At 59.0% G+C, this 26,498-nt stretch carries 30 protein-coding genes and 2 pseudogenes; 17 read left to right on the top strand and 15 right to left on the bottom strand.

The window, feature by feature from the left end; all coding sequences use genetic code 11:
* Both F8N85_RS29125 and F8N85_RS29130 read left to right on the top strand, forming a co-directional pair.
* Positions 1-610, top strand: a 610-nt coding sequence (locus tag F8N85_RS29125; protein ID WP_150806921.1) for a transposase, incomplete at its 5' end; no start/stop codon positions are given.
* 324 nt (positions 611-934) lie between these two features.
* Positions 935-1,309 carry a DUF2784 domain-containing protein gene (locus tag F8N85_RS29130; protein WP_150806922.1) on the top strand — a complete coding sequence of 125 codons (375 nt, stop codon included), beginning with the start codon at positions 935-937 and terminating at the stop codon, positions 1,307-1,309.
* 58 nt (positions 1,310-1,367) lie between these two features.
* On the opposite strand, the pseudogene F8N85_RS29135 reads toward F8N85_RS29130, so the two are convergent.
* Positions 1,368-1,493 (bottom strand): annotated as a pseudogene (locus F8N85_RS29135) (MFS transporter); the annotation flags it as partial.
* Positions 1,490-1,603 (bottom strand): annotated as a pseudogene (locus tag F8N85_RS35920) (antibiotic biosynthesis monooxygenase); the annotation flags it as partial. The pseudogenes F8N85_RS29135 and F8N85_RS35920, both read right to left, overlap by 4 nt.
* Before the next feature lie 460 nt (positions 1,604-2,063).
* On the opposite strand from F8N85_RS35920, the gene F8N85_RS29145 reads away from it, so the two are divergent.
* Positions 2,064-2,324 carry a hypothetical protein gene (locus F8N85_RS29145; protein ID WP_150806924.1) on the top strand — a complete coding sequence of 87 codons (261 nt, stop codon included), beginning with the start codon at positions 2,064-2,066 and terminating at the stop codon, positions 2,322-2,324.
* Here F8N85_RS29145 and F8N85_RS29150 read toward each other — a convergent pair.
* Positions 2,290-2,958: a TetR/AcrR family transcriptional regulator gene (locus F8N85_RS29150; RefSeq protein ID WP_150806925.1), complete on the bottom strand. Its 669-nt coding sequence runs from the start codon at positions 2,956-2,958 to the stop codon at positions 2,290-2,292. The genes F8N85_RS29145 and F8N85_RS29150 overlap by 35 nt on opposite strands.
* A 183-nt stretch (positions 2,959-3,141) precedes the next feature.
* On the opposite strand from F8N85_RS29150, the gene F8N85_RS29155 reads away from it, so the two are divergent.
* On the top strand, positions 3,142-3,981 hold the full coding sequence (locus F8N85_RS29155; RefSeq protein WP_150806926.1) for an NAD(P)H-binding protein: 840 nt from the start codon (positions 3,142-3,144) through the stop codon (positions 3,979-3,981).
* A gap of 94 nt (positions 3,982-4,075) precedes the next feature.
* Here F8N85_RS29155 and F8N85_RS29160 read toward each other — a convergent pair whose 3' ends face one another.
* The 3 genes from F8N85_RS29160 to F8N85_RS29170 form a co-directional block, all read right to left on the bottom strand.
* Positions 4,076-4,990, bottom strand: a complete 915-nt coding sequence (locus F8N85_RS29160; protein ID WP_150806927.1) for a universal stress protein — start codon at positions 4,988-4,990, stop codon at positions 4,076-4,078.
* Positions 4,991-5,056: 66 nt separating this feature from the next.
* Positions 5,057-5,518 carry a hypothetical protein gene (locus F8N85_RS29165; RefSeq protein WP_150806928.1) on the bottom strand — a complete coding sequence of 154 codons (462 nt, stop codon included), beginning with the start codon at positions 5,516-5,518 and terminating at the stop codon, positions 5,057-5,059.
* 94 nt (positions 5,519-5,612) lie between these two features.
* Positions 5,613-5,870: a hypothetical protein gene (locus F8N85_RS29170; protein ID WP_150806929.1), complete on the bottom strand. Its 258-nt coding sequence runs from the start codon at positions 5,868-5,870 to the stop codon at positions 5,613-5,615.
* Positions 5,871-5,974: 104 nt separating this feature from the next.
* Between F8N85_RS29170 and F8N85_RS29175 the strand changes: the two genes are divergently transcribed.
* From F8N85_RS29175 to F8N85_RS29210, 8 genes are all read left to right on the top strand, one after another.
* Positions 5,975-6,304 carry a DUF6388 family protein gene (locus F8N85_RS29175; protein WP_150806930.1) on the top strand — a complete coding sequence of 110 codons (330 nt, stop codon included), beginning with the start codon at positions 5,975-5,977 and terminating at the stop codon, positions 6,302-6,304.
* A gap of 67 nt (positions 6,305-6,371) precedes the next feature.
* Positions 6,372-7,076 carry a YoaK family protein gene (locus F8N85_RS29180; RefSeq protein ID WP_150806931.1) on the top strand — a complete coding sequence of 235 codons (705 nt, stop codon included), beginning with the start codon at positions 6,372-6,374 and terminating at the stop codon, positions 7,074-7,076.
* Between the two features lie 313 nt (positions 7,077-7,389).
* Positions 7,390-7,782 (top strand): sulfurtransferase complex subunit TusD, encoded by a 393-nt coding sequence (tusD, locus tag F8N85_RS29185; protein ID WP_150806932.1) that lies wholly within the window; start codon positions 7,390-7,392, stop codon positions 7,780-7,782.
* Position 7,783: 1 nt separating this feature from the next.
* On the top strand, positions 7,784-8,146 hold the full coding sequence (gene tusC, locus F8N85_RS29190) for a sulfurtransferase complex subunit TusC (RefSeq protein WP_150806933.1): 363 nt from the start codon (positions 7,784-7,786) through the stop codon (positions 8,144-8,146).
* The gene (tusB, locus tag F8N85_RS29195; protein WP_150806934.1) at positions 8,146-8,445 is read left to right on the top strand and encodes a sulfurtransferase complex subunit TusB; all 300 of its coding nucleotides are present in this window, start codon (positions 8,146-8,148) and stop codon (positions 8,443-8,445) included. Before tusC ends, tusB begins: the two co-directional genes overlap by 1 nt.
* Positions 8,442-8,777 (top strand): TusE/DsrC/DsvC family sulfur relay protein, encoded by a 336-nt coding sequence (locus tag F8N85_RS29200; RefSeq protein WP_150806935.1) that lies wholly within the window; start codon positions 8,442-8,444, stop codon positions 8,775-8,777. Before tusB ends, F8N85_RS29200 begins: the two co-directional genes overlap by 4 nt.
* A 14-nt stretch (positions 8,778-8,791) precedes the next feature.
* Positions 8,792-9,775 carry a glycosyl transferase family protein gene (locus tag F8N85_RS29205; protein ID WP_191636290.1) on the top strand — a complete coding sequence of 328 codons (984 nt, stop codon included), beginning with the start codon at positions 8,792-8,794 and terminating at the stop codon, positions 9,773-9,775.
* A gap of 110 nt (positions 9,776-9,885) precedes the next feature.
* Positions 9,886-10,887 (top strand): glutathione S-transferase family protein, encoded by a 1,002-nt coding sequence (locus tag F8N85_RS29210; RefSeq protein WP_150806937.1) that lies wholly within the window; start codon positions 9,886-9,888, stop codon positions 10,885-10,887.
* A gap of 146 nt (positions 10,888-11,033) precedes the next feature.
* Here the strand turns inward: F8N85_RS29210 and cysG are convergent, their stop codons facing one another.
* The 6 genes from cysG to ftsK form a co-directional block, all read right to left on the bottom strand.
* Positions 11,034-12,428 carry a siroheme synthase CysG gene (cysG, locus tag F8N85_RS29215; protein ID WP_150806938.1) on the bottom strand — a complete coding sequence of 465 codons (1,395 nt, stop codon included), beginning with the start codon at positions 12,426-12,428 and terminating at the stop codon, positions 11,034-11,036.
* On the bottom strand, positions 12,429-13,709 hold the full coding sequence (gene serS / locus F8N85_RS29220; RefSeq protein ID WP_150806939.1) for a serine--tRNA ligase: 1,281 nt from the start codon (positions 13,707-13,709) through the stop codon (positions 12,429-12,431).
* A 16-nt stretch (positions 13,710-13,725) separates the two neighbouring features.
* Positions 13,726-14,100 (bottom strand): fluoride efflux transporter CrcB, encoded by a 375-nt coding sequence (crcB, locus tag F8N85_RS29225; RefSeq protein ID WP_150806940.1) that lies wholly within the window; start codon positions 14,098-14,100, stop codon positions 13,726-13,728.
* A complete protein-coding gene (locus F8N85_RS29230; RefSeq protein ID WP_150806941.1) occupies positions 14,097-15,422 on the bottom strand; it encodes a replication-associated recombination protein A in 1,326 nt (441 codons plus the stop codon). The genes crcB and F8N85_RS29230 overlap by 4 nt, the downstream gene beginning before the upstream one ends.
* 80 nt (positions 15,423-15,502) lie before the next feature.
* The gene (lolA, locus tag F8N85_RS29235) at positions 15,503-16,126 is read right to left on the bottom strand and encodes an outer membrane lipoprotein chaperone LolA (protein WP_150806942.1); all 624 of its coding nucleotides are present in this window, start codon (positions 16,124-16,126) and stop codon (positions 15,503-15,505) included.
* Positions 16,127-16,190: 64 nt separating this feature from the next.
* Positions 16,191-18,593, bottom strand: a complete 2,403-nt coding sequence (gene ftsK / locus F8N85_RS29240; protein ID WP_150806943.1) for a DNA translocase FtsK — start codon at positions 18,591-18,593, stop codon at positions 16,191-16,193.
* A 338-nt stretch (positions 18,594-18,931) separates the two neighbouring features.
* Between ftsK and trxB the strand changes: the two genes are divergently transcribed.
* The 4 genes from trxB to infA all read left to right on the top strand — a co-directional run bounded on the left by trxB (position 18,932) and on the right by infA (position 21,720).
* Positions 18,932-19,891, top strand: a complete 960-nt coding sequence (trxB, locus tag F8N85_RS29245) for a thioredoxin-disulfide reductase (protein ID WP_150806944.1) — start codon at positions 18,932-18,934, stop codon at positions 19,889-19,891.
* A 64-nt stretch (positions 19,892-19,955) separates the two neighbouring features.
* Positions 19,956-20,636, top strand: a complete 681-nt coding sequence (aat, locus tag F8N85_RS29250) for a leucyl/phenylalanyl-tRNA--protein transferase (RefSeq protein ID WP_150806945.1) — start codon at positions 19,956-19,958, stop codon at positions 20,634-20,636.
* A gap of 57 nt (positions 20,637-20,693) precedes the next feature.
* The gene (locus F8N85_RS29255; RefSeq protein WP_150806946.1) at positions 20,694-21,401 is read left to right on the top strand and encodes an arginyltransferase; all 708 of its coding nucleotides are present in this window, start codon (positions 20,694-20,696) and stop codon (positions 21,399-21,401) included.
* A 100-nt stretch (positions 21,402-21,501) separates the two neighbouring features.
* Positions 21,502-21,720, top strand: coding sequence for a translation initiation factor IF-1 (gene infA, locus F8N85_RS29260; protein ID WP_002553999.1), 219 nt, complete (start codon positions 21,502-21,504; stop codon positions 21,718-21,720).
* Between the two features lie 248 nt (positions 21,721-21,968).
* On the opposite strand, the gene clpA is transcribed toward infA, so the two are convergent.
* Together clpA and clpS are read right to left on the bottom strand one after the other, a co-directional pair.
* On the bottom strand, positions 21,969-24,239 hold the full coding sequence (gene clpA / locus F8N85_RS29270; RefSeq protein WP_150806948.1) for an ATP-dependent Clp protease ATP-binding subunit ClpA: 2,271 nt from the start codon (positions 24,237-24,239) through the stop codon (positions 21,969-21,971).
* A gap of 30 nt (positions 24,240-24,269) precedes the next feature.
* Positions 24,270-24,632, bottom strand: coding sequence for an ATP-dependent Clp protease adapter ClpS (clpS, locus tag F8N85_RS29275; RefSeq protein WP_150806949.1), 363 nt, complete (start codon positions 24,630-24,632; stop codon positions 24,270-24,272).
* Between the two features lie 224 nt (positions 24,633-24,856).
* Here clpS and cspD point away from each other — a divergent pair, with 224 nt between their 5' ends.
* Entirely contained in the window at positions 24,857-25,114 is a 258-nt protein-coding gene (cspD, locus tag F8N85_RS29280) for a cold shock domain-containing protein CspD (protein ID WP_150806967.1), read from the top strand.
* 73 nt (positions 25,115-25,187) lie between these two features.
* Here the strand turns inward: cspD and icd are convergent, their stop codons facing one another.
* A complete protein-coding gene (gene icd, locus F8N85_RS29285) occupies positions 25,188-26,444 on the bottom strand; it encodes an NADP-dependent isocitrate dehydrogenase (protein WP_150806950.1) in 1,257 nt (418 codons plus the stop codon).
* Positions 26,445-26,498 lie beyond the last annotated feature (54 nt).

Raw genomic sequence — 26,498 nt, forward strand, 5'->3', positions numbered from 1 at the left:
GGGCTTTGCTAATCGGCGAGGGATCAATCACGTTCTCGACGGGGGCGGCGACATCTTGGTGCGAATGAACCTGAGCAGCCTGCCGCTGACGGATGAGCAAGGGTCGCGCTTTGAGCAACTGCCGCAGTTACGCACCTTGCAGGCAGGGCAAACGGGTGAATGGCCAGCGGTGATGCAAGGTTCGAAAGGGGATATTGCGGTACGCGTGTGTGCATACCGCAAGACGGATGAACAAAGGATGGAAAGCGAGCGCAAGTTACAGAGAACTGCACAAAAAAAGCAAAAACAGAAGCAGCTTCAATCACAGACAGTGGAGGCAGCAGGCTACGTTGTGGTGGTCACGACCTTGGACTGCCTGAGTGCGCAAGAGGTCTTGGCCCTTTATCGGCACCGCTGGCAGGTGGAGTTGGCGTTCAAGCGGATGAAGTCATTGCTAGGGTTATCGCGCTTGAGAAAGAAAAACCCGGAAGGCGCGAAAGCCTGGCTGCAAGGGAAATTATTAGTGGCTTGCCTTATTGAGCGGTTGATCGCCACAGGCGAGCATTTTTCCCCTGTCGAGAGCGAGGGGCATTCAAGAAAACGTGGCTCAGAGGCGTTGTCGCTGGCGTGAAATGGCCTTTATCCATTGGTTGCTTTGTAGCGTGATCAGTCCCCGCTTGTCGTTGTTTACGTGTCTTGAGAAATGGGATTACTTCAGTCGTGCACTGCGCGAATCCCCGCGAAAAAAGCGGGGATACCAGCAAGATGAGCTATGGAGCGAGAGATTTGGTTAGCGCCTATGGGGGCAAGCCCCCTCGCCACAAATGTTCGCCGGACTAAAGATTTCCGTTAATTGACTGGCATTGCGCGATACCTCGCCGGCCTGTGAGTCACACGCTTTCTCCGGTGCTATGGTGAGTTTCCCCCCTCACCCGCCACAAGCGACGGAGGCCACATGCTCTACCGGATAGCCGCCGACGGGCTGGTGCTGTTCCATCTGTTGTTCATTGTCTTCGTGCTGGGCGGCGGGCTGCTGGTGCTGAAATGGCACTCGCTGTGCTGGTGGCATCTGCCTGCGGTGGCTTGGGGAGTGGCGGTCGAGGTTTTCCACTTGCCCTGCCCGCTGACCGGATGGGAAAACCAGATGCGCCGGGCTGCCGGCGAGGCCGGTTATGGCAGCAGTTTCATCGAGCATTACCTGTGGCCGCTGATTTATCCGGTCGGGCTGACACCCGACATACAACTATGGCTGGGCGCGCTGGTGCTGCTGATCAATCTGTTGGTCTACCTGGTGTTGCTGAGGCGGTGGAAGCAGGGTTGGAGTCTGTAGACTGAACCTCGGCTTGCGCGGGTCACTCGCTCATGGTGCCGAAAATGGCCGACCCAGGATGCATCCAGGTGCCAAAGTTCGACGCGATGCTGGCCAGCCACAGGCTGCGAAAAATGCCATGGCGCAAAGGACTCCAGGGCGAGCGAGCGGATGTTGCGGCGGCGCTGTCGAGGGGCTTGCTCATGAGCCGGCCCCTGGCTGCAGCTGTTTACTGAACAGCCGGGTCACACGCGGCATGAACACATAGACGAGCAGCAGCACGATGCTCAAGGTGATCAGCACAATGCTCTGCACTCTTTCATACTGCTCATCCTTGCCCTGTTTGACCCGGTGGCGCACCAGCAGCGTGACCACCCCGTCCGAACGCTCGAGATTCATGACGACTCCTCCCAAGGGAGTTGAACAACCACCGGCGACCCGCCAAATCCGCACCCCGGCAGATTCTCCCGGAGCCGTCGATCAACAAGGCAGTAAAGACAATCGGCAGCAACCCGGCAAACTGCCCCTGAATCAAGGCCCGCAGGTCGGCGTCGAGCGCGCCCTTGTGAGTATCGGTCAGACTTTGGGATGCGCCCGGATAAATCAGCGGTTTCGCCTTGCCGATCTGTTGGCTAATGGTGCAAGGGACCCGCCCCGGTCAGCTACTATTGAAAGTGGCTTAATCCATTCACTGGCACTTCAACCGGTGCCGGTGCAAACCCGCAGGCTCCTGATCAGTCCTCTGGGGGCAGCGGGCATTTGAAGGAGGCTCATCATGTGGCTGAACGAACTTGAACAGGATCTGAGGCGCGACCTTCAGGGCGTCGCGTCTGACTTGCGCTGGTCGGCTGTCGAATTGCTGCGTATCGCTGAACTATTGAAAAATGCCGGGAATGACGCCGACGCTCAGGCGATGCGCAGGATGTGTGATCTATTCCAGGACAACGAGAAGCGGCTGAACGCCTACGCCAATGAGGTGAAGGGCCGGCATATCAAACGCACTAAAGCCGATGAACCGCCGCCTGGGGCTGCATGATCTCGCGTAGGGACATTCGCTTGAAGGCGTCCACCAGCGCACGCCCTTCCTCGATCTCGTAAGAAATAGCCAGCCGCACGGTCGCCTCGCCCAGATGCCAGATCAGGAACGCCGATTCGCAAATGCGTTGCGGATCGGCGTGCGGATGCACGCGACGCATCGCCTCGGCGAGCATCGCTCCAGCCACGCGGCTTTCTTCCAGTTCGAGCGCCAGCAGTTGCCTGTCAGCCTGCATGGCGGACCATATGTCGCGCATCGCCGGTGTTGCGAGGACGATCTGGTAGTACTGATCCAGCAGGCTCGAAAAAGCAATCCGCAGGCCATCGAGGTCCTGGACGTCGGTCAGGGCCGCTTCGATGCAGCGCCGACTCTCGGCATTGTAGCGCTCGGCCAGGGTGCGGATAACCGCGCTCTTGTCGGGGAAGTACTGATAGAGCGAACCAATCGAGATTTCCGCCAGCTCGGCGATCTCACTCATCTTCACCTGATCGCTGCCCTTGGCCGCAATCAACTCGGTAGCCACCCTCAAGATCCGCTCCAGCCGTTCCCGGCTGCGCTGTTGCGTTGGCGTACGCCGCGCCGATGCCGGCTCCACCACCGCTGGCACTGCTTGAGCAGGCGCTTTCTTTCGCACTCGCGCGATCCCCGGAATAAAATGTGACGAATACTCACCTTAGCACCGGACGTGTGGGATGACAAAGAGCAGCGGGTTGCGCCTTCCGTCGGTTTCGCCGGCGGGCTTGCTTGACAGTAAAAAGTGAGGGCTTATCATTTTTTATACGTGAGTGTTACTCACATTTAAGCGGAGCCAAACCTGATGAAAACCTCCAACGATTTAATCCTGGTGCTCGGTGCCAACGGTAAAACTGGTCGGCGGGTCGCCGAACGACTGCAAGCCGCCGGGCACCCGGTGCGTCTCGGATCACGCACGGCGAACCCGCCCTTCGACTGGGAAAACCGCTCTACCTGGAGCACCGTGCTTGAAGGGGTTCAGGCCGTCTACATCACCTACCAGCCGGACCTCGCAGTGCCAAACGCTCTCGAGACAGTCCGGGCTTTCATTAACCAGGCGCTCGAAAGCGGTGCTCGCAAGCTGGTGCTGTTGTCGGGACGCGGCGAGGTCGAGGCGACTCAGGCCGAACAGCTGCTGCAAGCATCCGGCGCCGAATGGACAGTGCTGCGCGCGAGCTGGTTCTGCCAGAACTTCAGTGAGGCGCATTTCCTCGAGCCGATACTCGAGGGCGAGCTTGCGTTGCCGGTCGACCCGGTGGCCGAGCCTTTCGTCGACGTCGAGGACATCGCCGAGATAGCCGTCGCGGCACTGACCAGCTCTGCGCATGCCGGTCAACTCTATGAACTGACCGGTCCACGCGCCCTGACCTTCGTCGAGGCGATCGACGAAATCGCCCAAGCCACCGGTCGTGACATCCGCTTTGCCAGCGTGCCAACCCAGGCCTATCGCGAGGCGCTGGAACAGAGCCAGCTGCCCGCAGAGCTGATCGATCTGGTGCTCTACTTGTTCACTACGGTGCTGGACGGCCGCAACACGCCGATAGCCGACGGCGTGCAGCGTGCGCTCGGTCGCCCTCCCCGGGACTTTTCCGATTATGTGCGGCGCACGGCGGCCAGCGGAGTCTGGGGTGGCAGCCATGCTTGAATAACCAGAGGGTCGAACGGATGCCCTCCAGCCAGCACTCTGCGAGAGTGTTGCCTGAAGGGCATCGATTGCGAGGGCCCGAGCTTAAGCCCTTTCAGCCGCCCTGCTTACTGATCGACTCGCCCTCTACGGCCAACACGTTGCAGTGTACGTGCTGCAGAACATGCTCGGTGGTGCTGCCAATCAGCTTACCCAGTCCTTTGTGATGCACATTGCCCATAACGATCACATCGGCCCGGCTATGGGCGACGAAGTTAGCCAGGGCCTTGGTCAGCGGCCCGGCGATGAAATGCCGGCGCTCGACTGGCACGTCGTACTGCTTGGCCAGGACAGCAAAGGTTTTCTCCAGGGAGCGACGCACGTCGGCGCCGAAGCCCGGCATGGTCACGGCCCCCGCACCCGCATCGGCTATCTGAGTGTGGCTCAGATCGTAGGCATGCAGCAGGTGCAGCTCGGCGTCGCATTGCTCGGCCAGGTCCTGCGCAGCCTGAATGATGCTGTCGTTGATCCCGTGGATCTGCCCCGCCGGATGCGCCGGATCAACAGCCGCCACGACCACCCTTGGCAGTGGACAGCGGACCTCGCTGACCAGATGCACCGCACCCGGGCAATGACGCAGCAATTGCCAATCCAGGGGAGTCATGACCGCGCCTTTGAGCGCTGATTCGTGGTGCAGGTCCTTGATCACCATGTCCGGCCGCATCTGAGTCACATGCTCGAGAATTTCCTGCAGAGGATCGCGAGTCACCAGCACTTCGGTGGTCACTTCGAGGCCCTTGTGGCGTAGCACATCCGCTTCATCCATGAGCCACTGTTCGTTCTCTTGCCGACTGGTCTCGCGCTGTTGCTTGCTGTCGCTCATCAACCGCATAAGGTCGAAGTCTTCGATGAACACCGCGATATGCAGCGCTGCATCCGTGGCTTCGGCAATCGCGACCGCCCGCTCCATCGCCGGCGAGTGGCGCATGGTGGGAGCGGCTATCAGAAATAGTCGCAGATACTGGCTCATGTGGCACCTCCAAACGTCCCGGGTTATCCGCTACTGCCTGGTATGACGCTTATTAATATACGCCTGCTACTCCTGCCCCAGCGCATACAGCAAGGAAAGCCCCAACCCCACCATGGCATCGTCGGTATGGTTTGAAGAAGCCCTGAGATTGATCGGCTCTGCGCTGTCATGCCCTGGGTGGGCCACACCTTGCAAGGTGATATGAATGGCCCATACCGACTGCCAGACCGGTTGATCCGCCGGACATTTATTCTGCCTTTCGATGAGATATTTTGCGTACAGGCCGGCTTCATTGGCGAAAATCCGCAGGTGCGCCCTGGCCACCCCAAACACCGATTCGATCCGCCAGGTAGTGTCATCCCCAAGGACCTCGAACTTTACCCCGAGGCGCGCTCTTGAGTGTTCGTCATCGAAATATTCCTTCAACTTCGCGGACAGCCTGACCGCGTATTTTTTCAGTTCCAGCGCCTCTTCCGCGGCGCAACTGACTGTAGCCCACTGCTCTTCGGTTATCGATTGATAGCTCATGGCAACCTCCCGCCCAGCCTGACTACAACCAGGAGCCGAGCGTCACGCTAGCCGATAAATGACCGAGCAGGGGATACGGGCCCGGCCTCCCTGGTCATTGGTTTTTTTGAGCGTTATTAATGTCCTGTAAAGCCTGATTGGTCAGGCTTATGCATTTTTTAGTGTCGCCAGCGGCTTGGGCTTTTTCCGCTTCCATTCGCGTATTCCGAATTTTATCCAGTTGAGGCTGGCCCATCACCGGAGTCGCTTTGAGCTCTCTGATCTTTTGTAGATTGATGGCACACAGGTCGTCCGCAGCAAAGAGCGGTGTTGCGACCAATGCGCCAACCAAAAATAGAATGGATCGTTTCATCGCACTCTCGCTTCTATTTGGTGGCATGGAATATCACTATAGATCGTGGTACGTATTCATGGGTGGATACACCCGACAATCAAGCAATCCATCAAGGACCGCCGATGCCGCCGATCGAACCCCATCACCAGCTGGCTCTGGATAAATTCCTGCTGCAACACCCACAGCTCAAGGAGCAGCTCGATCACCTGAACCCTTTGGCTGCCCAGGCCAGGGGCGAGACGCTGGAACAGTACCGCGAGGAGCGTCTGCATGAAGCGTTCGAAGCAGAAGCCGAGCGCCTGGGTCTGTTTGCCTGGGAGCTGACGCTGCAGCTGACCTGCACATCACCTCAGGATTACCAGGCCCGGAGAATGGAGGTGCACAAGGAGGTGGCGGAAATGGCCGGCATGGACTGGGAGCAATACTGCCAATTGAATGGTCTCGATAAGTGACCAAAGCCCTATAGCGCCTATCGCTTGATAGCGCCTATAAAGGATCTTTGCCGATGACATTTCGCTGATGCTGCCCACCTCACCTAAAAACCATTCCCACCCCGGCCTGCGGCACACCCAAAAATGGCGCGGACGCATCGGTCTGTGCCTGGTGGCGAGCCTCTCGGTATTGGCCGGGATGACCGATGCCATAGGCTTCATGGCCACCGGCGACTTCGTCTCCTTCATGAGCGGCAACACTACGCGTCTGGCGGTAGCGATCAGCGACGGTGACCTGGGATTGACCCTGCGGCTGCTTATCCTGGTCGCCACCTTTATCGCCGGCAACGCCCTGGGCATTGTGGTCAGTCGTATCGGCGGTCGGCGGGCCCTGCCTTTGCTGTTGTGCATCGCCACCCTGCTGTGCGCCGCCGCGACCTGGCCGTTTGAAGCGCAGTTACCAGCCTTGCTGGCGGCGATCATTGCCATGGGCATGCTTAACGCCGCAGTCGAAGAGGTCAATGGCCTGCCCGTCGGCCTGACCTACGTGACCGGCGCCCTTTCGCGTTTTGGCCGTGGCCTGGGACGCTGGATGCTCGGGGAACGGCGCAATGGCTGGCGGGTGCAGTTGATCCCCTGGACCGGGATGTTTGCCGGCGCCGTCCTTGGCGCGCTACTCGAGCATCAACTCGGGATCAAGGCGCTATTTGTCAGCGGCCTGTTTGCCGCGATCCTCGGTGTTGCCTCGCTGAAGATCCCCCATCGCTGGCAACTGGGCTATATGCCGCGTTGATCCTTGGCATCGACCCACATCCCTGGCCATGCCCTTCTATCGGCGTAGCAGCTGGCGAAGCCTGCGTTCGGCTCGGTCCGCGTTCGGGCGAAGCAGTCGTAAATCCTGCTTGCACGGTTTGTCTGGAATACCGCACTGTCTGATTTTACGACTGCTTCGCAGCCGAACGCAGCCTTCGGCAGCTGCTACGGGGGACAGCGCTGAACCTCAAACTCCTGAACTGACCTGTTAGGGCCAGACAAGACCGAAACGGACTTCGCCGACCCGGCGATAAAGCTTTATCATTGCCCCAGGTTTGCTGACAGAGTTCGTCATGAAGTTCGCCATCGCCGTTTTCTCCGCCGCCCATGCGCCCTCCTCGCGCCGCGCCCTGCTGTTTTCCCAGGCAGCGCTGGCCGGTGGGCACCAGATCGTGCGGCTGTTTTTCTATCAGGACGGGGTTTACAACGCTCAAGACACTAGCGTTACCCCGCAGGATGAACTGGACCTGCCCCGGCAATGGCGCGCCTTCGTCACCGAGCATCAACTCGATGGCGTGGTGTGTATTGCTGCCGCCTTGCGCCGTGGCGTGCTGAATGAAGAAGAAGCCGGGCGCTATCAGCGTTCCGCGGTCAATCTGAGCGCGCCCTGGGAGTTGTCCGGACTCGGGCAACTGCATGACGCCGTGCAAGCGGCCGACCGCTTGATTTGTTTCGGAGGGCCATGAAATGCCTGCATCCTTGCTGATTATCAGCCGACAGGCACCCTGGTCCGGCCCCAGCGCTCGTGAAGCGCTGGACATCGTGCTGGCAGGTGGCGCCTTTGATTTGCCGATTGGCCTGTTGTTTCTCGATGACGGGGTCTTCCAGTTGGCGCCGGCACAGAACGCCAAGGCCGTGCAGCAAAAGGACCTCAGCGCCAATCTGCAAGCCCTGTCGCTGTTTGGAGTAGACGATGTGTTTGCCTGTGGCAACAGTGTGACGGAACGTGGTTTAGCACCCTCGGCGCTGAACATGGCCACTGTGCAGTTGCTGGACCCGGAGCAAATCTCCTCGATTATTGATCGTTACGACCAGGTTATTACCCTCTGATGTCGACTTTGCATGTGTTGTCCCATTCGCCGTTTACCGATAACCGGCTGACCAGTTGCCTGCGCCTGCTTGGACCGCAGGATGCCATCCTGCTCTGCGGTGACGCGCTGTATGCCCTGCAACCCGATAGCGCACCGCTCAACGCGCTGCAAGCACGGATCGATACCCTGCGCTTGTTCGCCCTCGAGGAAGACCGACAGGCCCGTGGCCTGGAAGTCCCTGACTGGGTCAAAAGCGTCGACTACCCAGGGTTTGTCGAGTTGTCGATTCACTATGACAAGGTCAACAGCTGGCTATGAGTTCGCTGATCGTAGGTGCACAGCGCATCGACCTCGATAAAGACGGTTATCTGGTCAACCTGAACGATTGGTCCACCGAGGTCGCCAGTGCGCTGGCCGCTGCCGAAGAACTCGAGCTGAGCCCGGAGCACTGGGAAATCCTCGAGTTGCTGCGCAGCTTTTATCAAGAGTTCCAGTTGTCTCCGGCGACCCGCCCGCTGATCAAGTACACCGCACTGAAGCTGGGCCCGGCCAAGGGCAACAGCCTGCACCTGAACCGACTGTTCAAAGGCACTCCCGCCAAACTTGCCGCCAAGCTGGCGGGCCTGCCCAAACCGACTAATTGCTTATGACCGATTTTGCGCCGTTGATCACCGAAACACCCGCCGAGCACCCTTTCGCCCAATTCGTGCGAATCCTTGGTAAAGGCAAGCGCGGTGCCCGCAGCCTGACCCGCGAAGAAGCGCGGGAGGCCATGGGCATGCTGCTCGACGAAAAAGTCGAGGACACCCAGCTTGGAGCCTTCCTGATGCTGTTGCGGCACAAGGAAGAAAGCCCGGAAGAGCTGGCCGGTTTTACCGAAGCACTGCGTGAGCGATTGAAGGCACCGGCCTTGAAGGTCGATCTGGATTGGCCGACCTATGCCGGCAAGAAACGTCATCTGCCGTGGTACTTGCTGGCGGCCAAATGCCTGGCACAGAACGGCGTGCGCATTCTAATGCACGGCGGCGGCGCGCATACCGCCGGCCGCCTGTACAGCGAACAGCTGCTCGAACTATTAAAGATCCCGCTGTGCCGCAATTGGCAGCAGGTCGACAAGGCGCTGGAGCAAGGCAATCTGGCGTTTATCCCGCTCGGCGATTGGGCGCCGCAGATGCAACGGATGATCGACCTGCGCAACACCCTCGGCTTGCGCTCGCCCATCCATTCGCTGGCACGGATTCTCAATCCGTTGGGTGCTCGTTGTGGCCTGCAAAGTATTTTCCATCCCGGTTATCAGGGCGTGCACCGCGATGCCAGTGGCCTGCTGGGCGACAACACCATTGTCATCAAAGGCGATGGCGGCGAGATTGAAATCAACCCGGATACCATCAGTCATTTGTACGGCACCACCGGTGGCGAAAGCTGGGATGAAGAATGGCCGGCGCTGTCAGCTCAACGGCATGTCAAACCCGCGACCCTGGACCCCGAGCAATTGACTGCGTTGTGGCGCGGCGAGGTGCAGGACAGCTACCCACAACTGGCGCTGATCTCGACTATGGCCCTGGCCTTGCGCGGCCTCGGAACGCCGCGGGAGCAGGCGTTCGAACTCGCGCAGCAGTACTGGGATGCGCGGGACAAATCGATTTAACCGATCATTAACGCCCAACCTTTGCGCTTTTTGTTCGAACTCATCGGATTAGACTGGACTCCAACGTACAGTGTCCCGGAGACGGGACACACAGCCGAGGATTTCTTGCGATGGGTTTGCTGATTGAAGGGCGCTGGCAAGACCAGTGGTATGAGAGCGGCAACGACGGCGAGTTCCAGCGCGAACAAGCGCAGCGCCGCAATTGGCTGACCGCCGACGGCAAGCCGGGCCCCACCGGCGAAGGTGGCTTTCCGGCCGAGGCCGGCCGTTATCACCTCTATGTGTCGCTCGCCTGCCCCTGGGCCCACCGCACGCTGATCCTGCGCAAACTCAAAGGCCTTGAAAGCCTGATCGACGTTTCCGTGGTCAGTTGGTTGATGCTGGAAAACGGCTGGACCTTCGATAAAGCCTTCGGCTCCAGCGGCGACCGCCTGGACAATCTGACCTGGCTGCATCAGCGCTACACCGCGGATACCGACGACTACACCGGCCGGGTCACGGTCCCCATGCTTTGGGACAATAAGCACAAACGCATCGTCAACAACGAATCGGCGGAAATCATCCGCATGTTCAACAGTGCCTTCGACGAACTGACCGGCAATCGCCTGGACTTCTACCCGCAACCGCTGCGGGCAGCGATCGATGAACTGAACGAGCGGATCTATCCGGCGGTAAACAACGGCGTCTATCGCGCCGGCTTCGCCACTTCGCAAAAAGCCTATGAAGAGGCTTTCGATGAGCTGTTCAGTGAACTCGACTGGCTGGAGAAACGCTTGGGCGAGCAGCGCTATCTGGCTGGTGAATACCTCACCGAAGCCGATATCCGCCTGTTCACCACGCTGATTCGCTTCGACGCGGTGTATTACAGCCACTTCAAGTGCAACCTGCGGCGGATTGCCGATTACCCGAATCTGTCGAACTGGCTACGGGAACTGTATCAGTGGCCGGGCATTGCCGAGACCGTGGACTTCAACCACATCAAGGGGCATTACTACTCAAGCCATCGAATGATCAATCCCACCGGCATCGTGCCGAAGGGGCCGGCGCAGGATTTCAATGCCGGGCATGATCGGGAGCGGTTGAGCGGGAAAGGGGTTTGGCAGAATAAATGATTGCAGGATGATTTAGGTGTAGCCCGAAAAAGATCGCAGCCTGCGGCAGCTCCTACAGATTTTGTGTACACCCGATAAATCACGGGTGGACAAGGACTTTGTAGGAGCTGCCGCAGGCTGCGATCTTTTAAGGCAGGCGACTAAGGTCAAACCTGCGACTGCGCCCCTTCAAACCACTTCAGCTTCTCACGAAGCTGCACCACTTCCCCGACAATCACCAACGTCGGTGCATGAACTTCATGTTCGGCGACCAGCTGTGGAAGGTTGCCCAAGGTCCCGGTAAAGACCCGCTGGTTCGAGGTAGTACCCTGCTGGATCAATGCCGCGGGCGTATCCGCCGAACGACCGTGTTTGATCAGTTCATTGCAGATGATCGGCAAGCCGATCAAGCCCATGTAGAACACCAGGGTCTGCGCCGGGGCCACCAGGTCGCTCCACGGCAGATCCGAGGTGCCATCCTTCAGGTGCCCGGTGATAAACCGCACCGACTGCGCATAATCACGATGAGTCAGTGGAATCCCGGCATAAGCCGCACAACCGCTGGCCGCGGTGATACCTGGCACCACCTGGAATGGAATGCCTTGGGCCGCCAGTTCTTCGATCTCTTCGCCACCACGGCCGAAAATGAACGGATCGCCGCCTTTCAAGCGCAACACCCGCTTGCCCTGCCTGGCCAGATCCACCAATTGCTGGTTGATCTGCTCCTGAGGCACGGCATGATCAGCCCGACGCTTGCCGACGTAGACCCGGTCGGCATCACGCCGGCACAGCTCAAGAATCGCCGGTGCAACCAGACGGTCGTACAACACCACATCCGCTTGCTGCATCAACCGCAAGGCACGGAACGTCAGCAGGTCCGGATCGCCCGGCCCGGCGCCAACCAGATAGACCTCACCGGCTGCCACAGGCGCAGTGCCATTGATTTTTTCCAGCAGCAGGCGCTCGGCTTCCGCACCCTGCCCGGCCAGTTGGCGATCGGCAATCGGCCCCTGGAAAACATCTTCCCAGAAGGCCCGGCGCTGTTGCACATCAGGGAACAGACCTTTGACCTGGGTGCGAAAACGCGCCGCCAGACCGGCCAATTGGCCATAGGTAGACGGGATCCAGGTTTCCAGTTTGGCCCGGATCAGCCGCGCCAGCACCGGCGCATCGCCGCCGCTGGAAACCGCAATCACCAAGGGCGAGCGGTCGACGATCGCCGGGAAAATCACGCTGCACAATGCTGGAGCATCGACCACGTTGACCGGCACGCAACGCTGCTGCGCATCTCTGGATACCTGCGCATTCAGCAATTGGTCATCGGTGGCGGCAATGATCAGCACGCAGCCCGCAAGATCGGTCTCGGCATAACCGCGCAAGACACACTCACCGCCACTGTTCTGCACCAGTTCGCGCAGTTGGACTTCTATTTCCGGCGCAACCACCCGCAGCAGTGCACCGGCATCCGCCAGCAGGCGGGATTTGCGCAAGGCAATCTCCCCGCCACCGACGACCAGTACACGGCTGCCGCGCAGGTTGTGGAACAGCGGCAGATAGTCCATTTAGCCGATAACCTCAATGTCACCCATGTATGGCTTGAGCACTGCTGGCACACGGATCGAACCGTCGGCCTGCTGATAGTTCTCCAGCACTGCCACCAGGGTACGGCCAACCGCCAGACCGGAACCGTTCAGGGTGTGAACCAGTTCAGGTTTGCCGGTTTCCGGGTTACGGAAGCGCGCCTGCATGCGACGGGCCTGGAAGTCACCGCAGTTGGAGCACGAGGAAATCTCACGGTATTTGTCCTGGCTCGGAATCCACACTTCCAGGTCGTAGGTCTTGACCGCGCTGAAGCCCATGTCGCCGGTGCACAATGCCAGCACGCGATACGGCAGCTCGAGCAATTGCAGAACCTTCTCGGCGTTGCCGGTCAGACCTTCCAGCGCTTCCATCGACGTCGATGGCTCGACGATCTGGACCATCTCGACCTTGTCGAACTGGTGCTGGCGAATCATCCCGCGGGTGTCGCGGCCCGAGGCACCGGCTTCGCTGCGAAAGCACGGCGTGTGGGCGACGAACTTCATCGGCAGCAGCTTGGAGTCGAGAATCTCGCCGGACACGATGTTGGTCAGCGACACTTCAGCGGTCGGGATCAGGTACAGATCGGCCTCGCCTTCGCGGCTGATCTTGAACAGGTCTTCTTCGAACTTCGGCAACTGGCCGGTGCCCTGCAAGGCCGGGGCCTGGACCAGGTACGGGGTGTAAGCCTCTTCGTAGCCGTGTTCGTTGATGTGCAGGTTGATCATGAACTGCGCCAGTGCGCGGTGCAGACGCGCGATCGGCCCGCGCAGCAGGGAAAAACGCGCGCCAGAGAGCTTGGCCGCGGTCTCGAAGTCCAGCCAGCCGAACTTCTCGCCCAAGGCGACGTGATCCTTGACCTCGAAATCGAAGGTGGCCGGAGCGCCCCAGCGACGCACTTCAACGTTGGCTTCTTCATCGGCGCCAATCGGCACGGACTCGTGAGGCAGGTTGGGGATGTTCAGCAGCATCGAGTCCAGCTCGGTCTGAATCGCGTCCAGCTCCACTTTACCGCTATTGAGCTCATTGGCCATGCGCTCGACATCCGCCATCAGCGGCGCAATGTCTTCGCCGCGCTGCTTGGCCTGACCGATGGATTTGGAGCGCGCGTTACGCTCAGCCTGCAGTTGTTCGGTGCGGGTCTGGACGATCTTGCGCTGTTCTTCCAGCGCTTCGATGCGCGCGACATCCAGGGTAAAGCCACGGGATGCCAGGCGGTCCGCTACGTCCTGAAGGTTGCTACGTAACAGTTTGGAATCGAGCATGTCGGTCTCTCGTTTATCAAAGTTTGGTCAAGGACAGGCCAGCCCAGGTCGCGAGCAGCCCGCCGAATACGCTGATTGCCGCATAGCCCAGGGCCAGCGGCGCTTGCCCGGTTTCCAGCAAGCGCAGCGTATCCAGTGAAAAGGATGAAAAAGTCGTCAGGCCACCGAGGAAGCCCACTATCAACCCGGCACGCACCTCAAGCGGCACCTCCGGGCGGAGCAAAAACAGACCGTATAAGATGCCGATCAACAGGCAGCCCACGATATTAACGGTCAGCGTAGCGGTATAGAAGTGCCGCGGCCAATTAGCATTGATCCAGTTACCGGTGGCAAAGCGCAACAAGGTCCCGGCGACTCCCCCCACGGAGACCGCGACAATCAACGCAATCAAGTCTTTCTCCGCTGTCTGGGGCTGAGCCGGTCCAGCGCGGCGAGGTGATTGAGCTTCTCGCCGATCTTCAATTCAAGGCCACGGGGTACCGGCTGGTAGAAATGCTGCGGCTCAAGCTTGTCCGGGAAATAATCTTCACCGGCGGCATAGGCCTCGGGCTCATCGTGGGCATAACGGTATTCGTCGCCATACCCCAGCTGCTTCATCAGCTTGGTCGGCGCATTGCGCAAATGCAGCGGAACTTCCAGCGAACCGTGCTCGGCGGCGCTGCGCATGGCGGCCTTGAAGCCCATGTACACCGCATTGCTTTTCGGCGCGCAGGCCAGATAGGTGATGGCCTGGGCCACCGCCAACTCGCCTTCAGGGCTGCCCAGGCGTTCCTGCACATCCCAGGCGGCGAGACACAGGCTCAACGCCCGCGGATCGGCATTGCCGATGTCTTCACTGGCCATGCGCACCACGCGCCGGGCCAGGTACAGCGGATCGCAGCCGCCGTCGAGCATGCGCGCGAACCAGTACAGCGCGCCGTCCGGGTTGGAGCCACGCACTGACTTGTGCAGCGCCGAGATCTGGTCGTAAAAGGCCTCGCCGCCCTTGTCGAAGCGCCGGCGGGTATCACCCAACAGGCTTTGCAGCAGCTCGATGCCGATTTCAGTGCTGTCTTCGGCCAGGTCGGAGGCGTTCTCCAGCAGGTTGAGCAACCGCCTGCCGTCGCCGTCGGCGGCGGCCAGCAGTATCTTGAAGCCTTCGTCACTGAGAGTCAGCTGGCGCTTGCCCAGGCCGCGTTCCTCAGTGAGTGCACGCTGCACCAGTTTACGCAGCGCCGCTTCGTCGAGGCTTTTGAGCACGTAAACCCGAGCCCGGGACAGCAGTGCGTTGTTCAGTTCGAACGAGGGGTTTTCCGTGGTCGCGCCGATAAAAATCAGCGTGCCGTCTTCGACATAGGGCAGAAAGGCGTCCTGTTGCGACTTGTTGAAGCGATGCACTTCGTCAACGAACAGGATAGTCCGACGGCCGTATTGCCCGGCCTGCTGCTGGGCGATTTCCACCGCCTGGCGAATCTCCTTGACCCCGGCCAATACCGCCGAAACCGTTTCGAAATGCGCATCCGAGACTTCTGCCAGCAGCCGCGCCAGGGTGGTTTTACCCACCCCCGGCGGCCCCCAGAAAATCATCGAGTGCAGGGCACCCTGCTCCAGGGCTTCACGCAGGGGCTTGCCGCGAGCGAGCAGGTGTTCCTGACCGACATACTCATCCAGGTTGGCCGCGCGCAGGCGCGCTGCCAAGGGCTGGGCAATCGGGGCACTTCGAAACAGATCCATGACTACTTATGAAACCTCCACTGGGTCCTGATGCCGATCAATCACTGTGGGAGCGAGCTTGCTCCTACAGGTCCTGCGGTTTATTCCTGGATCACATCGGCACCCTTGGGGATGTCGAACTTGAACCTGGACGCCGGAATCGGTTCGTTGGCCTTCACCCCGGTGAACAGGATATTGGTGCGCTGGCCGACGCTGTCAATCAGTTGCATGTCATTGACCAGACCGTTGCGGAACGACAGACGCAGGCTGTCGAACAGGGTGTCCTTGGTTTTCGGCTTCAAGGTGAAGTCGATCACGCCGCCGGCTTCCTTGGCGCTGATGTCAAAGCTTTCGCTGATTTTCGACACGTCGCCGGACAGCAGCAAGGCCGGGGTCTGGGTCAAGCGCTGATCGAGCTTCTTGATGGTGACCTGCTCCAGGTCCGGATCCCACAGGGAAACCTTCTTGCCATCGGAAACCATCAGCTGCTCTTGCGGTGCGTCGGTGTGCCAGTAGAACAGTCCAGGACGCTGCAGGGACATTTCACCGGCGGTTTCCTGCAACTGAGTACCACCGCCATCGAGGGTCAGCTGCGAGAAACGGGCCGTCAGGGTCTGCGACTTTTCGAGCAGCTGGGTCAAACGCGCCACATCTTTGCTGTCGGCATGGGCCGAAAGAGTGGTTAAAGCCAGTACCGGCAACAACAGCATGCGGATAAGGCGCATGGGAGTCCTCATAAATTTCGTGGGAGAGTGGCGGCGCATCATCGCGCCACCCTTTCAATTCAAATCAGTCGCGCACCGGGCCTGGAGCCAGGACTTCACGCGAACCGTTGGTATTCATGGAAGTCACGACCCCGGCCATTTCCATGGCCTCGATCATGCGCGCGGCGCGGTTGTAGCCGATTTTCAGCTTGCGCTGAACCGCGGAGATGGACGCACGACGGCTTTCCAGAACGAACTGCACCGCTTCGTCGTAGAGTGCATCGGATTCGCTGTCTTCATCGCCGCCGCTGCCACCTTCAAAGCCACTACCGGCCTCTTCGACACCCGCGAGGATCTGGTCGTTGTATTCCGGTGCGCCGCGCAGCTTCCAGGCTTCAACCACCCGGTGCACCTCTTCGTCGGACACGAACGCGCCGTGGACCCGGATCGGCAGGCTGGTGCCCGGCGGCATGTAGAGCATGTCACCGTGGCCGAGCAGTTGTTCGGCGCCGCCCTGATCGATGATGGTCCGCGAATCGATCTTGCTCGATACCTGGAACGCCATACGCGTCGGAATGTTCGCCTTGATCAGACCGGTAATCACATCAACCGACGGACGCTGGGTCGCGAGGATCAAGTGGATACCGGCAGCACGGGCCTTCTGGGCGATACGGGCGATCAGTTCTTCAACCTTTTTGCCGACGATCATCATCATGTCGGCGAATTCGTCCACGACCACGACGATGGTCGGCAGCTTGACCAGCAACGGCGCCTCGTCGTGAATGCTTTCGCGCTTGTACAAAGGATCGGTCAACGGCGTGCCGGCGTCCTGAGCTTCCTTGATCTTGGCATTGAAGCCCGCCAGGTTACGCACGCCCATCTTCGCCATCAGTTTGTAGCGCCGTTCCATCTCGGCGACGCTCCAGCGCAGGGCGTTGGCCGCGTCCTTCATGTCAGTCACGACCGGGCAGAGCAAATGCGGAATGCCTTCGTAGATCGACAGTTCAAGCATTTTCGGGTCGATCATGATCATCTTGGCGTCTTCCGGGCCAGACTTGAACAGGATCGACAGGATCATCGCGTTCACACCCACCGACTTACCGGAACCGGTGGTACCGGCGACGAGCAGGTGAGGCATTTTTGCCAGGTCGGTGATGACCGGTTTACCGCCAATATCGTGGCCCAGGGCCAGGGTGACCGGCGACTTGAAGTTATCGTACTCAGGTGTCGACAGCACTTCGGAGAACCGTACGATCTGCCGGTCTTCGTTGGGAATCTCGATACCCACGGTAGTCTTGCCCGGAATCACTTCCACCACCCGCACGCTGGTCACCGCCAGCGAACGCGCCAGATCCTTGGCCAGGTTGGAAATACGGCTGACCTTGACCCCGGCGGCCGGCTGAATCTCGTAACGGGTAATCACCGGGCCCGGATGAATCGAGTCGACCGAGACTTCGACGCCAAATTCCTTGAGCTTGATTTCCAGCAAGTGGCCAACCGCAGCCAGGGACTCGGGGGAGTAGTTGAGTTGTTTCTTTTCCGCCGGGTCGAGAATCGAAATCGGCGGCAAGGTGCCTTCGACCGCACTGTCGACGAACAGCGGCGCCTGCTTTTCTTTTTCCACGCGTTTGCTGAGCGGCGGCGCTTTAGGCGGCGCTGGTGCAATCACCGGCGGAACCTGTTTCTCGCGCTCGGACATGTGCTTGCTCAAGGCCTGCTCACGTTCGATCAAACGTTCCTTGACCTTGGCCTGTTCACGTTTGTCGGTCACGGTCGGGGCCACCACTTCGTTGACCCGGCTGTCGACTTCACGCAATTGCGCCACCAGTTGCTTGCGCTCGTTGCGCGCCGCCCACCAGCGATTGGCCGCGCCCTGGAACAGTTCGAACAGGTCAAGGGTGATCTTGCCGGTGACGTCCATGACCTTGAACCACGAGAGGTCGGTGAACACCGTCAGGCCGAACAGGAACAGCGCAATGAACATCAGGGTACTGCCCTGGATATTGAGCGCGTTCTTCGCCAGGTCGCCGAGGCTTTCACCCAGCGCGCCACCCGCGCCCGCCGGCAAGCCGGTCGCTGCATGAAAGTGGATATGCGCCAGGGCCGCGCCCGACAGCACCAGAAACACCAGGCCGATCAGGCGCCAGGAGAACAGCCAGCCGCTCCAGTCCCAGGTTTCGTGGCGATGACGGAAAATCTGAAAGGTCTTGATCGCTAACAGCAGCGGAAAGATATAAGCGAAATAACCCAGCACCATGAACAGGATATCGGCGCAGTAGGAGCCCGCGGGCCCGCCGAAGTTCTGCACGTCTTCAATCTTGCTGTTATGACTCCAGCCTGGATCGTCCTTGCCGTATGTCAACAATGCCATCATCAGGAACAGGCATAAGGCTCCGATGGCAATCAGTGCACCTTCCTTCAACCGGTAGTGCAGATGCTGACGCCAGAGCGGTACTACTGTCTTGGGTGTAGCGGTGGATTTCTTCAAAACGCGTCTTTTCCTGCGCCTGTAGCGCGTCCAACTGTTGATTGACCACAAAAAACTGCTCGATCCAAGCAGGTAACAAAGTTAACCAGCGCAACTGGAGCTACTTTAAACACTATGGTCCTGCATTCCAAAACCCCCGTAGGAGCTGCCGCAGGTTCGGGCCGCCGATCTTTTAACGCCAACAATTATCCAACATATGGATACAAACCGGCATTGTACGGGTTTGTCCGTCCGATGCCACGCCAGCGGCTTCGGTGTAGCATAGCCAGCAGCACTTTACGCGCGGTTCAATTTGAGCATGCATTCTCTTTTGTGACAAAGGCTTATGAGGTGTTTTTATGAGCGAAGCGAAGCATTCACGCCTGATTATCCTCGGTTCCGGTCCTGCCGGTTACAGCGCTGCCGTTTATGCCGCCCGCGCCAACCTTAAGCCCACTGTCATTACTGGCTTGCAGGCTGGTGGCCAACTGACCACCACCGTCGAAGTCGACAACTGGCCCGGCGACGTTGAAGGTCTGACCGGCCCGGTGCTGATGGAACGCATGCAGAAACACGCCGAACGCTTTGACACAGAGATTGTTTACGACCACATCCACACCGCCAAGTTGCAACAGCGCCCGTTCGAGCTCACCGGGGATAACGGCACCTACACCTGCGACGCCCTGATTATCGCCACCGGCGCCTCGGCGCAATACCTCGGGCTGCCATCGGAAGAGTCATTTGCCGGCAGAGGGGTTTCCGCCTGCGCTACTTGCGACGGCTTCTTCTACCGCAATCAGGTGGTCGCGGTGGTCGGCGGCGGCAACACGGCGGTCGAAGAAGCGTTGTACCTGTCGAACATCGCCAAGGAAGTCCACCTGATTCACCGGCGCGACAAACTGCGTTCCGAGAAGATCCTTCAGGACAAGCTGTTCGAAAAAGCCGCGACGGGCAATATCCGCCTGCACTGGAATCAAAATCTGGACGAAGTGCTGGGTGATGCCAGCGGCGTGACCGGCGCCCGACTGCGGGACAGTCATACCGGCGCAACCCGTGAGTTGCCGCTGGCTGGCGTATTCATCGCCATCGGCCACAAGCCCAATACCGACCTGTTCGAAGGCCAGCTGGAAATGCGCAATGGCTATCTGCTAGTCAAGGGCGGCAGCGAAGGCGATGCCACCGCCACCGAAATCGACGGCGTGTTTGCCGCCGGCGACGTCGCCGATCACGTTTACCGCCAGGCGGTGACTTCCGCCGGGGCTGGCTGCATGGCAGCGCTGGACGCCGAGAAATACCTCGACGACATTCCGACCGTTTGACGGCTCACTTCAAGGCGGGCCCTTCAGCCCGTCATCGCCCTCCCCTTCTGCAAGCCTGAATGCCATGCTGACCTGGTTACAACGCAACACCCTGACCTTTCCCCCGCTGGAAAAAGCCATGCGCGACCCCAATGGCCTGCTCGCGGCCGGTGGCGATCTGTCCGCCGATCGCCTGGTCCAGGCCTATCGCCACGGCTGCTTTCCGTGGTTCTCGGAAGGCCAGCCGATTCTCTGGTGGTCGCCCGATCCACGCACCGTGCTATTTCCAGACGAGCTGCATGTCTCGCGCAGCCTGAACAAGCTGCTGCGCCAGCAACGGTATCAGGTGACCTTCGACCACGATTTCGCCGCGGTGATTCGCGCCTGCGCCGCTCCGCGCGAGTATGCCGACGGTACCTGGATCACCGAGGCCATGCAGAACGCCTACCTGCAATTGCATAAGCGCGGGCATGCGCATTCGGTCGAGGTCTGGGATCAAGGTGAGCTGGTCGGCGGCCTCTACGGCCTGGCGATGGGCCAACTGTTTTTCGGCGAGTCGATGTTCAGTCGCGCCGACAACGCCTCGAAATTCGGTTTCGCGACCCTGGTCAAGCAGCTCAAGCAATGGGGCTTCGTGCTGATCGATTGCCAGATGCCTACCGATCATCTGCACAGCCTCGGTGCCCGGGCCATACCGCGCAGCAATTTTGCCGGTTATCTGCGCCAGCATCTCGACCAACCGACTACCGCCAACTGGGTTTCCTAGGCGACTTTTGAAAGCCTGGCTTACACTTAATCCAAAGCATTATCCCGAGGGTTGATCATGACCGAGTTGGCGCGCCTGAAGTTCTATGCCACTCAGCCCCACTCTTGCAGCTATCTGCCCGAAGAACAGGCCACCACGCTGTTCCTCGACCCTAGTCAGCCCATGGATGTGCACGTCTACGCGGATCTGTCGGAAATGGGCTTTCGCCGCAGCGGCGACCACCTTTACCGGCCGCATTGCCAGAATTGCAATGCCTGTGTTCCGGCGCGCATTCCTGTGGCGCATTTTTCGCCCAATCGCCAGCAGAAACGCATTCTCAAGCGCAATGCCGATCTGCAGGTGCATCCGGCGAGACCCGGCTTCAGTGAAGAGTATTTCGATCTATACAAACGCTACATTGAGCAGCGCCACGCTGATGGCGATATGTATCCACCGAGTCGCGATCAGTTTTCGACATTCCTGGTCCGCGACCTGCCGTTTTCCAGATTCTATGAGTTTCGTCTCGAAGAACGCCTGCTGGCAGTCGCTGTCACCGATCTGCTGCCCAATGGCCTGTCGGCGGTCTACACCTTTTACGAACCGGATGAAGAGCGGCGCAGCCTGGGTCGGTTTGCGATTCTCTGGCAGATTGGCGAGGCCCGTCGGCGGAATCTGGACGCGGTTTACCTCGGCTACTGGATCAAAAACTGCAAAAAGATGAGCTACAAGACCCAATATCGGCCCATTGAACTGTTGATTAACCAACGATGGGTCACCTTGAGCTAGAAGCCCTTGGCTTAAACCTCATTTTTCGGGCACAATGCACGCCGCTTTTGCCTGGCGCAGTTGCACCGGGCCATTCATTGGATACCGAGGGCTTTACTGCATGTCGAAAGAAGACAGCTTCGAAATGGAAGGCACTGTCGTCGACACCCTGCCCAACACCATGTTTCGTGTGGAGTTGGAAAATGGGCACGTCGTAACCGCGCATATCTCCGGCAAGATGCGCAAGAACTACATTCGTATTCTTACCGGTGACAAAGTGCGCGTCGAGCTGACGCCCTATGACTTGAGCAAAGGGCGCATCACTTACCGCGCTCGATAAACAAGTCAATACAAAACGCCCGGCTTCTGCCGGGCGTTTTTGTTTGTGCGATTTGTTGGCAACACCCCAATCCCCTGCGGGAGCGAGCTTGCTCGCGATGCAGGCACCTCAGTGCGCCAGGATGACCGCGGTGATGCTATCGCGAGCAAGCTCGCTCCCACAGTTGATCTCTATTTACTCAGTAAATGTGGTATCTCCAGACAGCAAAAAGGCGCCTTTCGGCGCCTTTCGCTTTACAGCAACAACTGTCAGGCCATCTCGGCAGTAGTCTCGAACTCGAAGGTCAACTCGCCGTCCTTGAGGTCGATGTGTACCACACCGCCATGTTCGGCCAGTTCGCCAAAGAGAATCTCCTCGGCCAGCGGACGCTTGATCTTGTCCTGGATCAAACGAGCCATTGGCCGTGCCCCCATCAGCACATCGTAACCACCTTCTGCCAACCAGCCGCGCGCGGCATCGGTCACTTCGAGCAGGACACGCTTGTCTTCCAGCTGCGCCTGAAGTTCGGTAAGGAACTTGTCCACCACGCTTTTGATGACCTCATGACTGAGGCGACCAAACTGGATAATGGTGTCCAGACGGTTACGGAATTCCGGCGTGAAGCTCTTCTTGATCGCTTCCATGGCATCGGACGAGTGATCCTGATACGTGAAGCCGATCGAGGCCCGCGCTGCGGTTTCGGCACCGGCGTTGGTCGTCATGATGACGATCACGTTACGGAAGTCCGCCTTGCGCCCGTTGTTATCGGTCAGCGTACCGTGGTCCATGACCTGCAACAGCAGGTTGAAGACTTCCGGATGCGCCTTCTCGATCTCATCGAGCAACAGCACGCAGTGAGGCTGCTTGGTGATCGCCTCGGTCAGCAAACCGCCCTGATCGAAGCCCACGTAGCCTGGAGGCGCACCAATCAAGCGGGAAACGGTATGCCGCTCCATGTACTCGGACATGTCGAAGCGAACCAGTTCGATCCCCAGCGCCTTGGCCAATTGCCGCGCCGCCTCGGTCTTACCGACACCCGTAGGGCCGGCAAAGAGGAACGAACCCACAGGCTTGTCAGGCGACTTGAGGCCGGCACGTGAGAGCTTGATGGCCGTCGACAACGAGTCGATCGCCGCATCCTGGCCAAACACGGTCAGCTTCAGGTCACGCTCAAGGTTACGCAGCAGCTCTTTGTCGGAGGTGGTGACGTGTTTTGGCGGAATCCGTGCGATTTTCGCGACGATGTCCTCGACCTGAGCCACCTCGATGCGTTTCACACGTTTCTCGATCGGCTGCAGGCGCTGGTAGGCCCCCGCCTCGTCGATGACGTCGATGGCCTTGTCCGGCATGTGCCGATCATTGATGTAGCGTGATGCCAGCTCAGCTGCGGCACGCAACGCCTCATCACTGTACTCGATGCCGTGATGCAGCTCGAAGCGCCCCTTGAGGCCCCTGAGGATGCCGATGGTGTCTTCTACCGAAGGTTCGGACACATCGACCTTCTGGAAGCGTCGAGCCAGGGCCCGATCCTTCTCGAAGATTCCACGGAATTCCTGGAAGGTGGTCGAGCCGATACACCGGATATCACCCGAAGACAGCAGCGGCTTGAGCAGGTTCGAGGCATCCATGACGCCACCGGAAGCCGCACCGGCACCGATGATGGTGTGGATTTCATCGATGAACAGGATCGCCTGCGGCCGTTTTTTCAGCTCGTTGAGCAACGCTTTGAAGCGCTTCTCGAAGTCGCCGCGGTATTTGGTGCCGGCCAGCAACGCCCCCAGATCGAGGGAGTAGACCACGCTATTGGCCAACAGGTCAGGTACCTGATTGTCGACGATGCGCTTAGCCAGACCTTCGGCGATCGCGGTTTTACCCACGCCCGCCTCACCCACCAGCAGCGGATTGTTTTTGCGTCGGCGCGCCAGGATCTGCGCGACCCGCTCGACTTCCAGCTCACGCCCGACCAGCGGGTCTATACGACCCTGGCGTGCGAGTTCGTTGAGGTTGCTGGCATAAGCATCCAGAGGATTGCCTGAAGAAGAAGACTCACCGCCCTCGTCGTCCTGAATATCTTGCTCACCTTCAGAGTGATCGCCATGCCCTGGCACTTTCGAGATGCCATGGGCGATGTAGTTGACGACATCGATACGCGCAACGCTCTGCTGTTTCAGCAGAAACACCGCCTGACTCTCTTGCTCACTGAAGATCGCGACCAGCACATTGGCACCAGTCACCTCGCGTTTACCCGAGCTCTGTACGTGAAAGACAGCACGCTGCAGTACCCGCTGGAAGCCCAGGGTTGGCTGGGTTTCACGATCCTCGTCATGCAGAGGAATCAATGGCGTGGTGGAGTCGATGAACTCCTGCAGGTCATGCTTGAGTTTTTCGAGATTTGCGCCGCAGGCACGCAAAACGGTGGCGGCAGCCTCATTATCCAAAAGAGCCAACAGGAGGTGCTCGACGGTCATGAATTCATGACGTTTCGAGCGCGCCTCCTTGAAGGCGAGATTGAGGGTGACTTCGAGCTCGCGGTTTAACATAGCTTCACCTCATACCCAAGTGGTCGGCGATTAACCGTCCTTCTCGATTTCACAGAGTAGCGGATGCTGGCTTTCCCTGGCGTACTGGTTGACCTGCATGGCCTTCGTCTCGGCGATGTCGCGGGTAAACACTCCACATACTGCCCGTCCTTCTGTATGAACGGCCAGCATTACCTTGGTCGCCAACTCTCGATTCAGGTTGAAAAACACCTCGAGCACTTCGACGACGAAATCCATCGGTGTGTAGTCATCATTGAACAAAACCACCTTGTACATCGGTGGCGCCTGTAAGGCGGGCTTAGCTTCCTGTACAGCCAAGCCAGCGGAATCGTCGTCGTGTAAATCCGGGCGATCCTGATTGAATGTTAGTCGAATCTGGCTGATTGCATGCATGGAAAGAAAGGTTCGTCAGTTGTGCAAATACAGTGGTGGGGGCGGCTAGGGACGATTTCAACTCTGACCGCCCGGTCACCTTGACTATCGGCAAAACGGTGTTACAACCAATAGAGCCCACAGTGGGTAAAAAAGGTCCGCACAGTCAACCGGATTTATGGGTTGGAGTGCAGATGAAGTGGATGATACTCCAGTGGTGGAGTCTGTTGCAGAGGGATATGAGCATGGCGAGTGGCAAGGTCAAGTGGTTTAACAATGCCAAAGGGTATGGATTCATCAACGAGGACGGCAAGGATGAAGACTTGTTTGCCCATTACTCAGCCATTGAGATGGATGGCTATAAAACCCTGAAAGCAGGCCAGGCCGTGAGTTTTGAGATCATCCAGGGCCCCAAGGGACTGCATGCCATCAAAATCGGCTCGATCAAAGTCCCGACCGCCGAGACTGCCACGCCTGAATCCCACGCGACCGTTTCAAGCTAAAACTTCCAGCCATAAAAAAACCGGCCGACTCAATTATTTGAGCCGGCCGGTTTTTGCTTTAGCGCGGATCAGCTCACATGTGAGAGATCAGAGCATCGCCGAACGCGGAAGAAGACAGCAATGTAGCGCCGTCCATCAGACGTTCGAAGTCATAGGTCACGGTCTTGGCCGAGATCGCGCCGTTGGTGCCCTTGATGATCAGGTCGGCCGCTTCGGTCCAGCCCATGTGACGCAGCATCATTTCAGCGGACAGAATCAACGAACCCGGGTTCACCTGGTCTTTGCCAGCATACTTTGGAGCCGTGCCGTGAGTGGCTTCGAACATGGCGATGGTGTCGGACAGGTTGGCACCTGGCGCGATACCGATACCGCCCACTTCGGCCGCCAGGGCGTCGGAGAGGTAGTCGCCGTTGAGGTTCAGGGTCGCGATCACATCGTATTCGGCCGGGCGCAGCAGGATCTGCTGGAGCATGGCGTCGGCGATGGCATCCTTGACGATGACGTTCTTGCCGGTTTTAGGGTTCTTGAACTGCATCCACGGGCCGCCGTCGAGCAAGGTAGCGCCGAACTCTTCGGCAGCCACTTCGTAGGCCCACTCTTTGAAGGCACCTTCGGTGAACTTCATGATGTTGCCTTTGTGCACGATGGTCAGCGAGTCGCGGTCATTGTCGACCACGTACTGCAGAGCCTTGCGCGCCAGACGCTTGGTGCCTTCCAGGGAAACCGGCTTGATGCCGATGCCGCAGTTCTGGTCGAAACGGATTTTGGTAACACCCATTTCGTCTTTCAGGAACTTGATGACCTTGGTCGCTTCCGGCGAACCGGCTTTCCACTCGATACCGGCATAAATATCTTCCGAGTTTTCACGGAAGATGGTCATGTCGACGTCGCCTGGCTTCTTGACCGGGCTAGGCACGCCTTCGAACCAGCGCACTGGGCGCAGGCAAACGTAAAGATCGAGTTGCTGACGCAGGGCAACGTTCAGGGAACGGATGCCGCCGCCGACTGGAGTGGTCAGCGGGCCTTTGATGGAAACGACGTAGTCTTTGACCGCGTCCAGGGTTTCCTGAGGCAACCAGGTGTCCTGGTCGTAAACCTGGGTGGCCTTCTCGCCGGCGTAGACTTCCATCCAGGAGATTTTGCGCTCGCCGCCGTAAGCTTTCTTAACAGCAGCATCGACAACCTTGATCATGACCGGGCTGATATCGACGCCAATACCATCACCTTCGATGAAAGGGATGATCGGGTTGTTAGGAACATTGAGAGAATGGTCTGCATTGACGGTGATTTTGTCGCCGACGGCTGGAACCTGAATCTTCTTGTATCCCATGCTGAACTCCGTTGTGTGGATTGAACATCTGGCTGCGCAGGAGCGTAACCCAGT

Source organism: Pseudomonas fluorescens (assembly GCF_902497875.1).
GTDB lineage: Bacteria > Pseudomonadota > Gammaproteobacteria > Pseudomonadales > Pseudomonadaceae > Aquipseudomonas > Aquipseudomonas fluorescens_BR.

Excerpts from the sequence above, each read along its gene's own strand:
- tusC (WP_150806933.1), top strand. The coding sequence starts at position 7,784 with ATGCCTGCATCCTTGCTGATTATCAGCCGACAGGCACCCTGGTCCGGC.
- lolA (WP_150806942.1), bottom strand. The coding sequence starts at position 16,126 with ATGCGCCTTATCCGCATGCTGTTGTTGCCGGTACTGGCTTTAACCACT.
- F8N85_RS29175 (WP_150806930.1), top strand. The coding sequence starts at position 5,975 with ATGCCGCCGATCGAACCCCATCACCAGCTGGCTCTGGATAAATTCCTG.
- tusB (WP_150806934.1), top strand. The coding sequence starts at position 8,146 with ATGTCGACTTTGCATGTGTTGTCCCATTCGCCGTTTACCGATAACCGG.
- icd (WP_150806950.1), bottom strand. The coding sequence starts at position 26,444 with ATGGGATACAAGAAGATTCAGGTTCCAGCCGTCGGCGACAAAATCACC.
- cysG (WP_150806938.1), bottom strand. The coding sequence starts at position 12,428 with ATGGACTATCTGCCGCTGTTCCACAACCTGCGCGGCAGCCGTGTACTG.
- F8N85_RS29170 (WP_150806929.1), bottom strand. The coding sequence starts at position 5,870 with ATGAAACGATCCATTCTATTTTTGGTTGGCGCATTGGTCGCAACACCG.
- infA (WP_002553999.1), top strand. The coding sequence starts at position 21,502 with ATGTCGAAAGAAGACAGCTTCGAAATGGAAGGCACTGTCGTCGACACC.
- aat (WP_150806945.1), top strand. The coding sequence starts at position 19,956 with ATGCTGACCTGGTTACAACGCAACACCCTGACCTTTCCCCCGCTGGAA.
- F8N85_RS29210 (WP_150806937.1), top strand. The coding sequence starts at position 9,886 with ATGGGTTTGCTGATTGAAGGGCGCTGGCAAGACCAGTGGTATGAGAGC.
- F8N85_RS29230 (WP_150806941.1), bottom strand. The coding sequence starts at position 15,422 with ATGGATCTGTTTCGAAGTGCCCCGATTGCCCAGCCCTTGGCAGCGCGC.
- F8N85_RS29160 (WP_150806927.1), bottom strand. The coding sequence starts at position 4,990 with ATGAGCCAGTATCTGCGACTATTTCTGATAGCCGCTCCCACCATGCGC.
- F8N85_RS29200 (WP_150806935.1), top strand. The coding sequence starts at position 8,442 with ATGAGTTCGCTGATCGTAGGTGCACAGCGCATCGACCTCGATAAAGAC.
- trxB (WP_150806944.1), top strand. The coding sequence starts at position 18,932 with ATGAGCGAAGCGAAGCATTCACGCCTGATTATCCTCGGTTCCGGTCCT.
- F8N85_RS29180 (WP_150806931.1), top strand. The coding sequence starts at position 6,372 with ATGCTGCCCACCTCACCTAAAAACCATTCCCACCCCGGCCTGCGGCAC.
- clpA (WP_150806948.1), bottom strand. The coding sequence starts at position 24,239 with ATGTTAAACCGCGAGCTCGAAGTCACCCTCAATCTCGCCTTCAAGGAG.
- cspD (WP_150806967.1), top strand. The coding sequence starts at position 24,857 with ATGGCGAGTGGCAAGGTCAAGTGGTTTAACAATGCCAAAGGGTATGGA.
- tusD (WP_150806932.1), top strand. The coding sequence starts at position 7,390 with ATGAAGTTCGCCATCGCCGTTTTCTCCGCCGCCCATGCGCCCTCCTCG.
- F8N85_RS29155 (WP_150806926.1), top strand. The coding sequence starts at position 3,142 with ATGAAAACCTCCAACGATTTAATCCTGGTGCTCGGTGCCAACGGTAAA.
- serS (WP_150806939.1), bottom strand. The coding sequence starts at position 13,709 with ATGCTCGATTCCAAACTGTTACGTAGCAACCTTCAGGACGTAGCGGAC.
- F8N85_RS29130 (WP_150806922.1), top strand. The coding sequence starts at position 935 with ATGCTCTACCGGATAGCCGCCGACGGGCTGGTGCTGTTCCATCTGTTG.
- F8N85_RS29255 (WP_150806946.1), top strand. The coding sequence starts at position 20,694 with ATGACCGAGTTGGCGCGCCTGAAGTTCTATGCCACTCAGCCCCACTCT.
- clpS (WP_150806949.1), bottom strand. The coding sequence starts at position 24,632 with ATGCATGCAATCAGCCAGATTCGACTAACATTCAATCAGGATCGCCCG.
- F8N85_RS29165 (WP_150806928.1), bottom strand. The coding sequence starts at position 5,518 with ATGAGCTATCAATCGATAACCGAAGAGCAGTGGGCTACAGTCAGTTGC.
- F8N85_RS29145 (WP_150806924.1), top strand. The coding sequence starts at position 2,064 with ATGTGGCTGAACGAACTTGAACAGGATCTGAGGCGCGACCTTCAGGGC.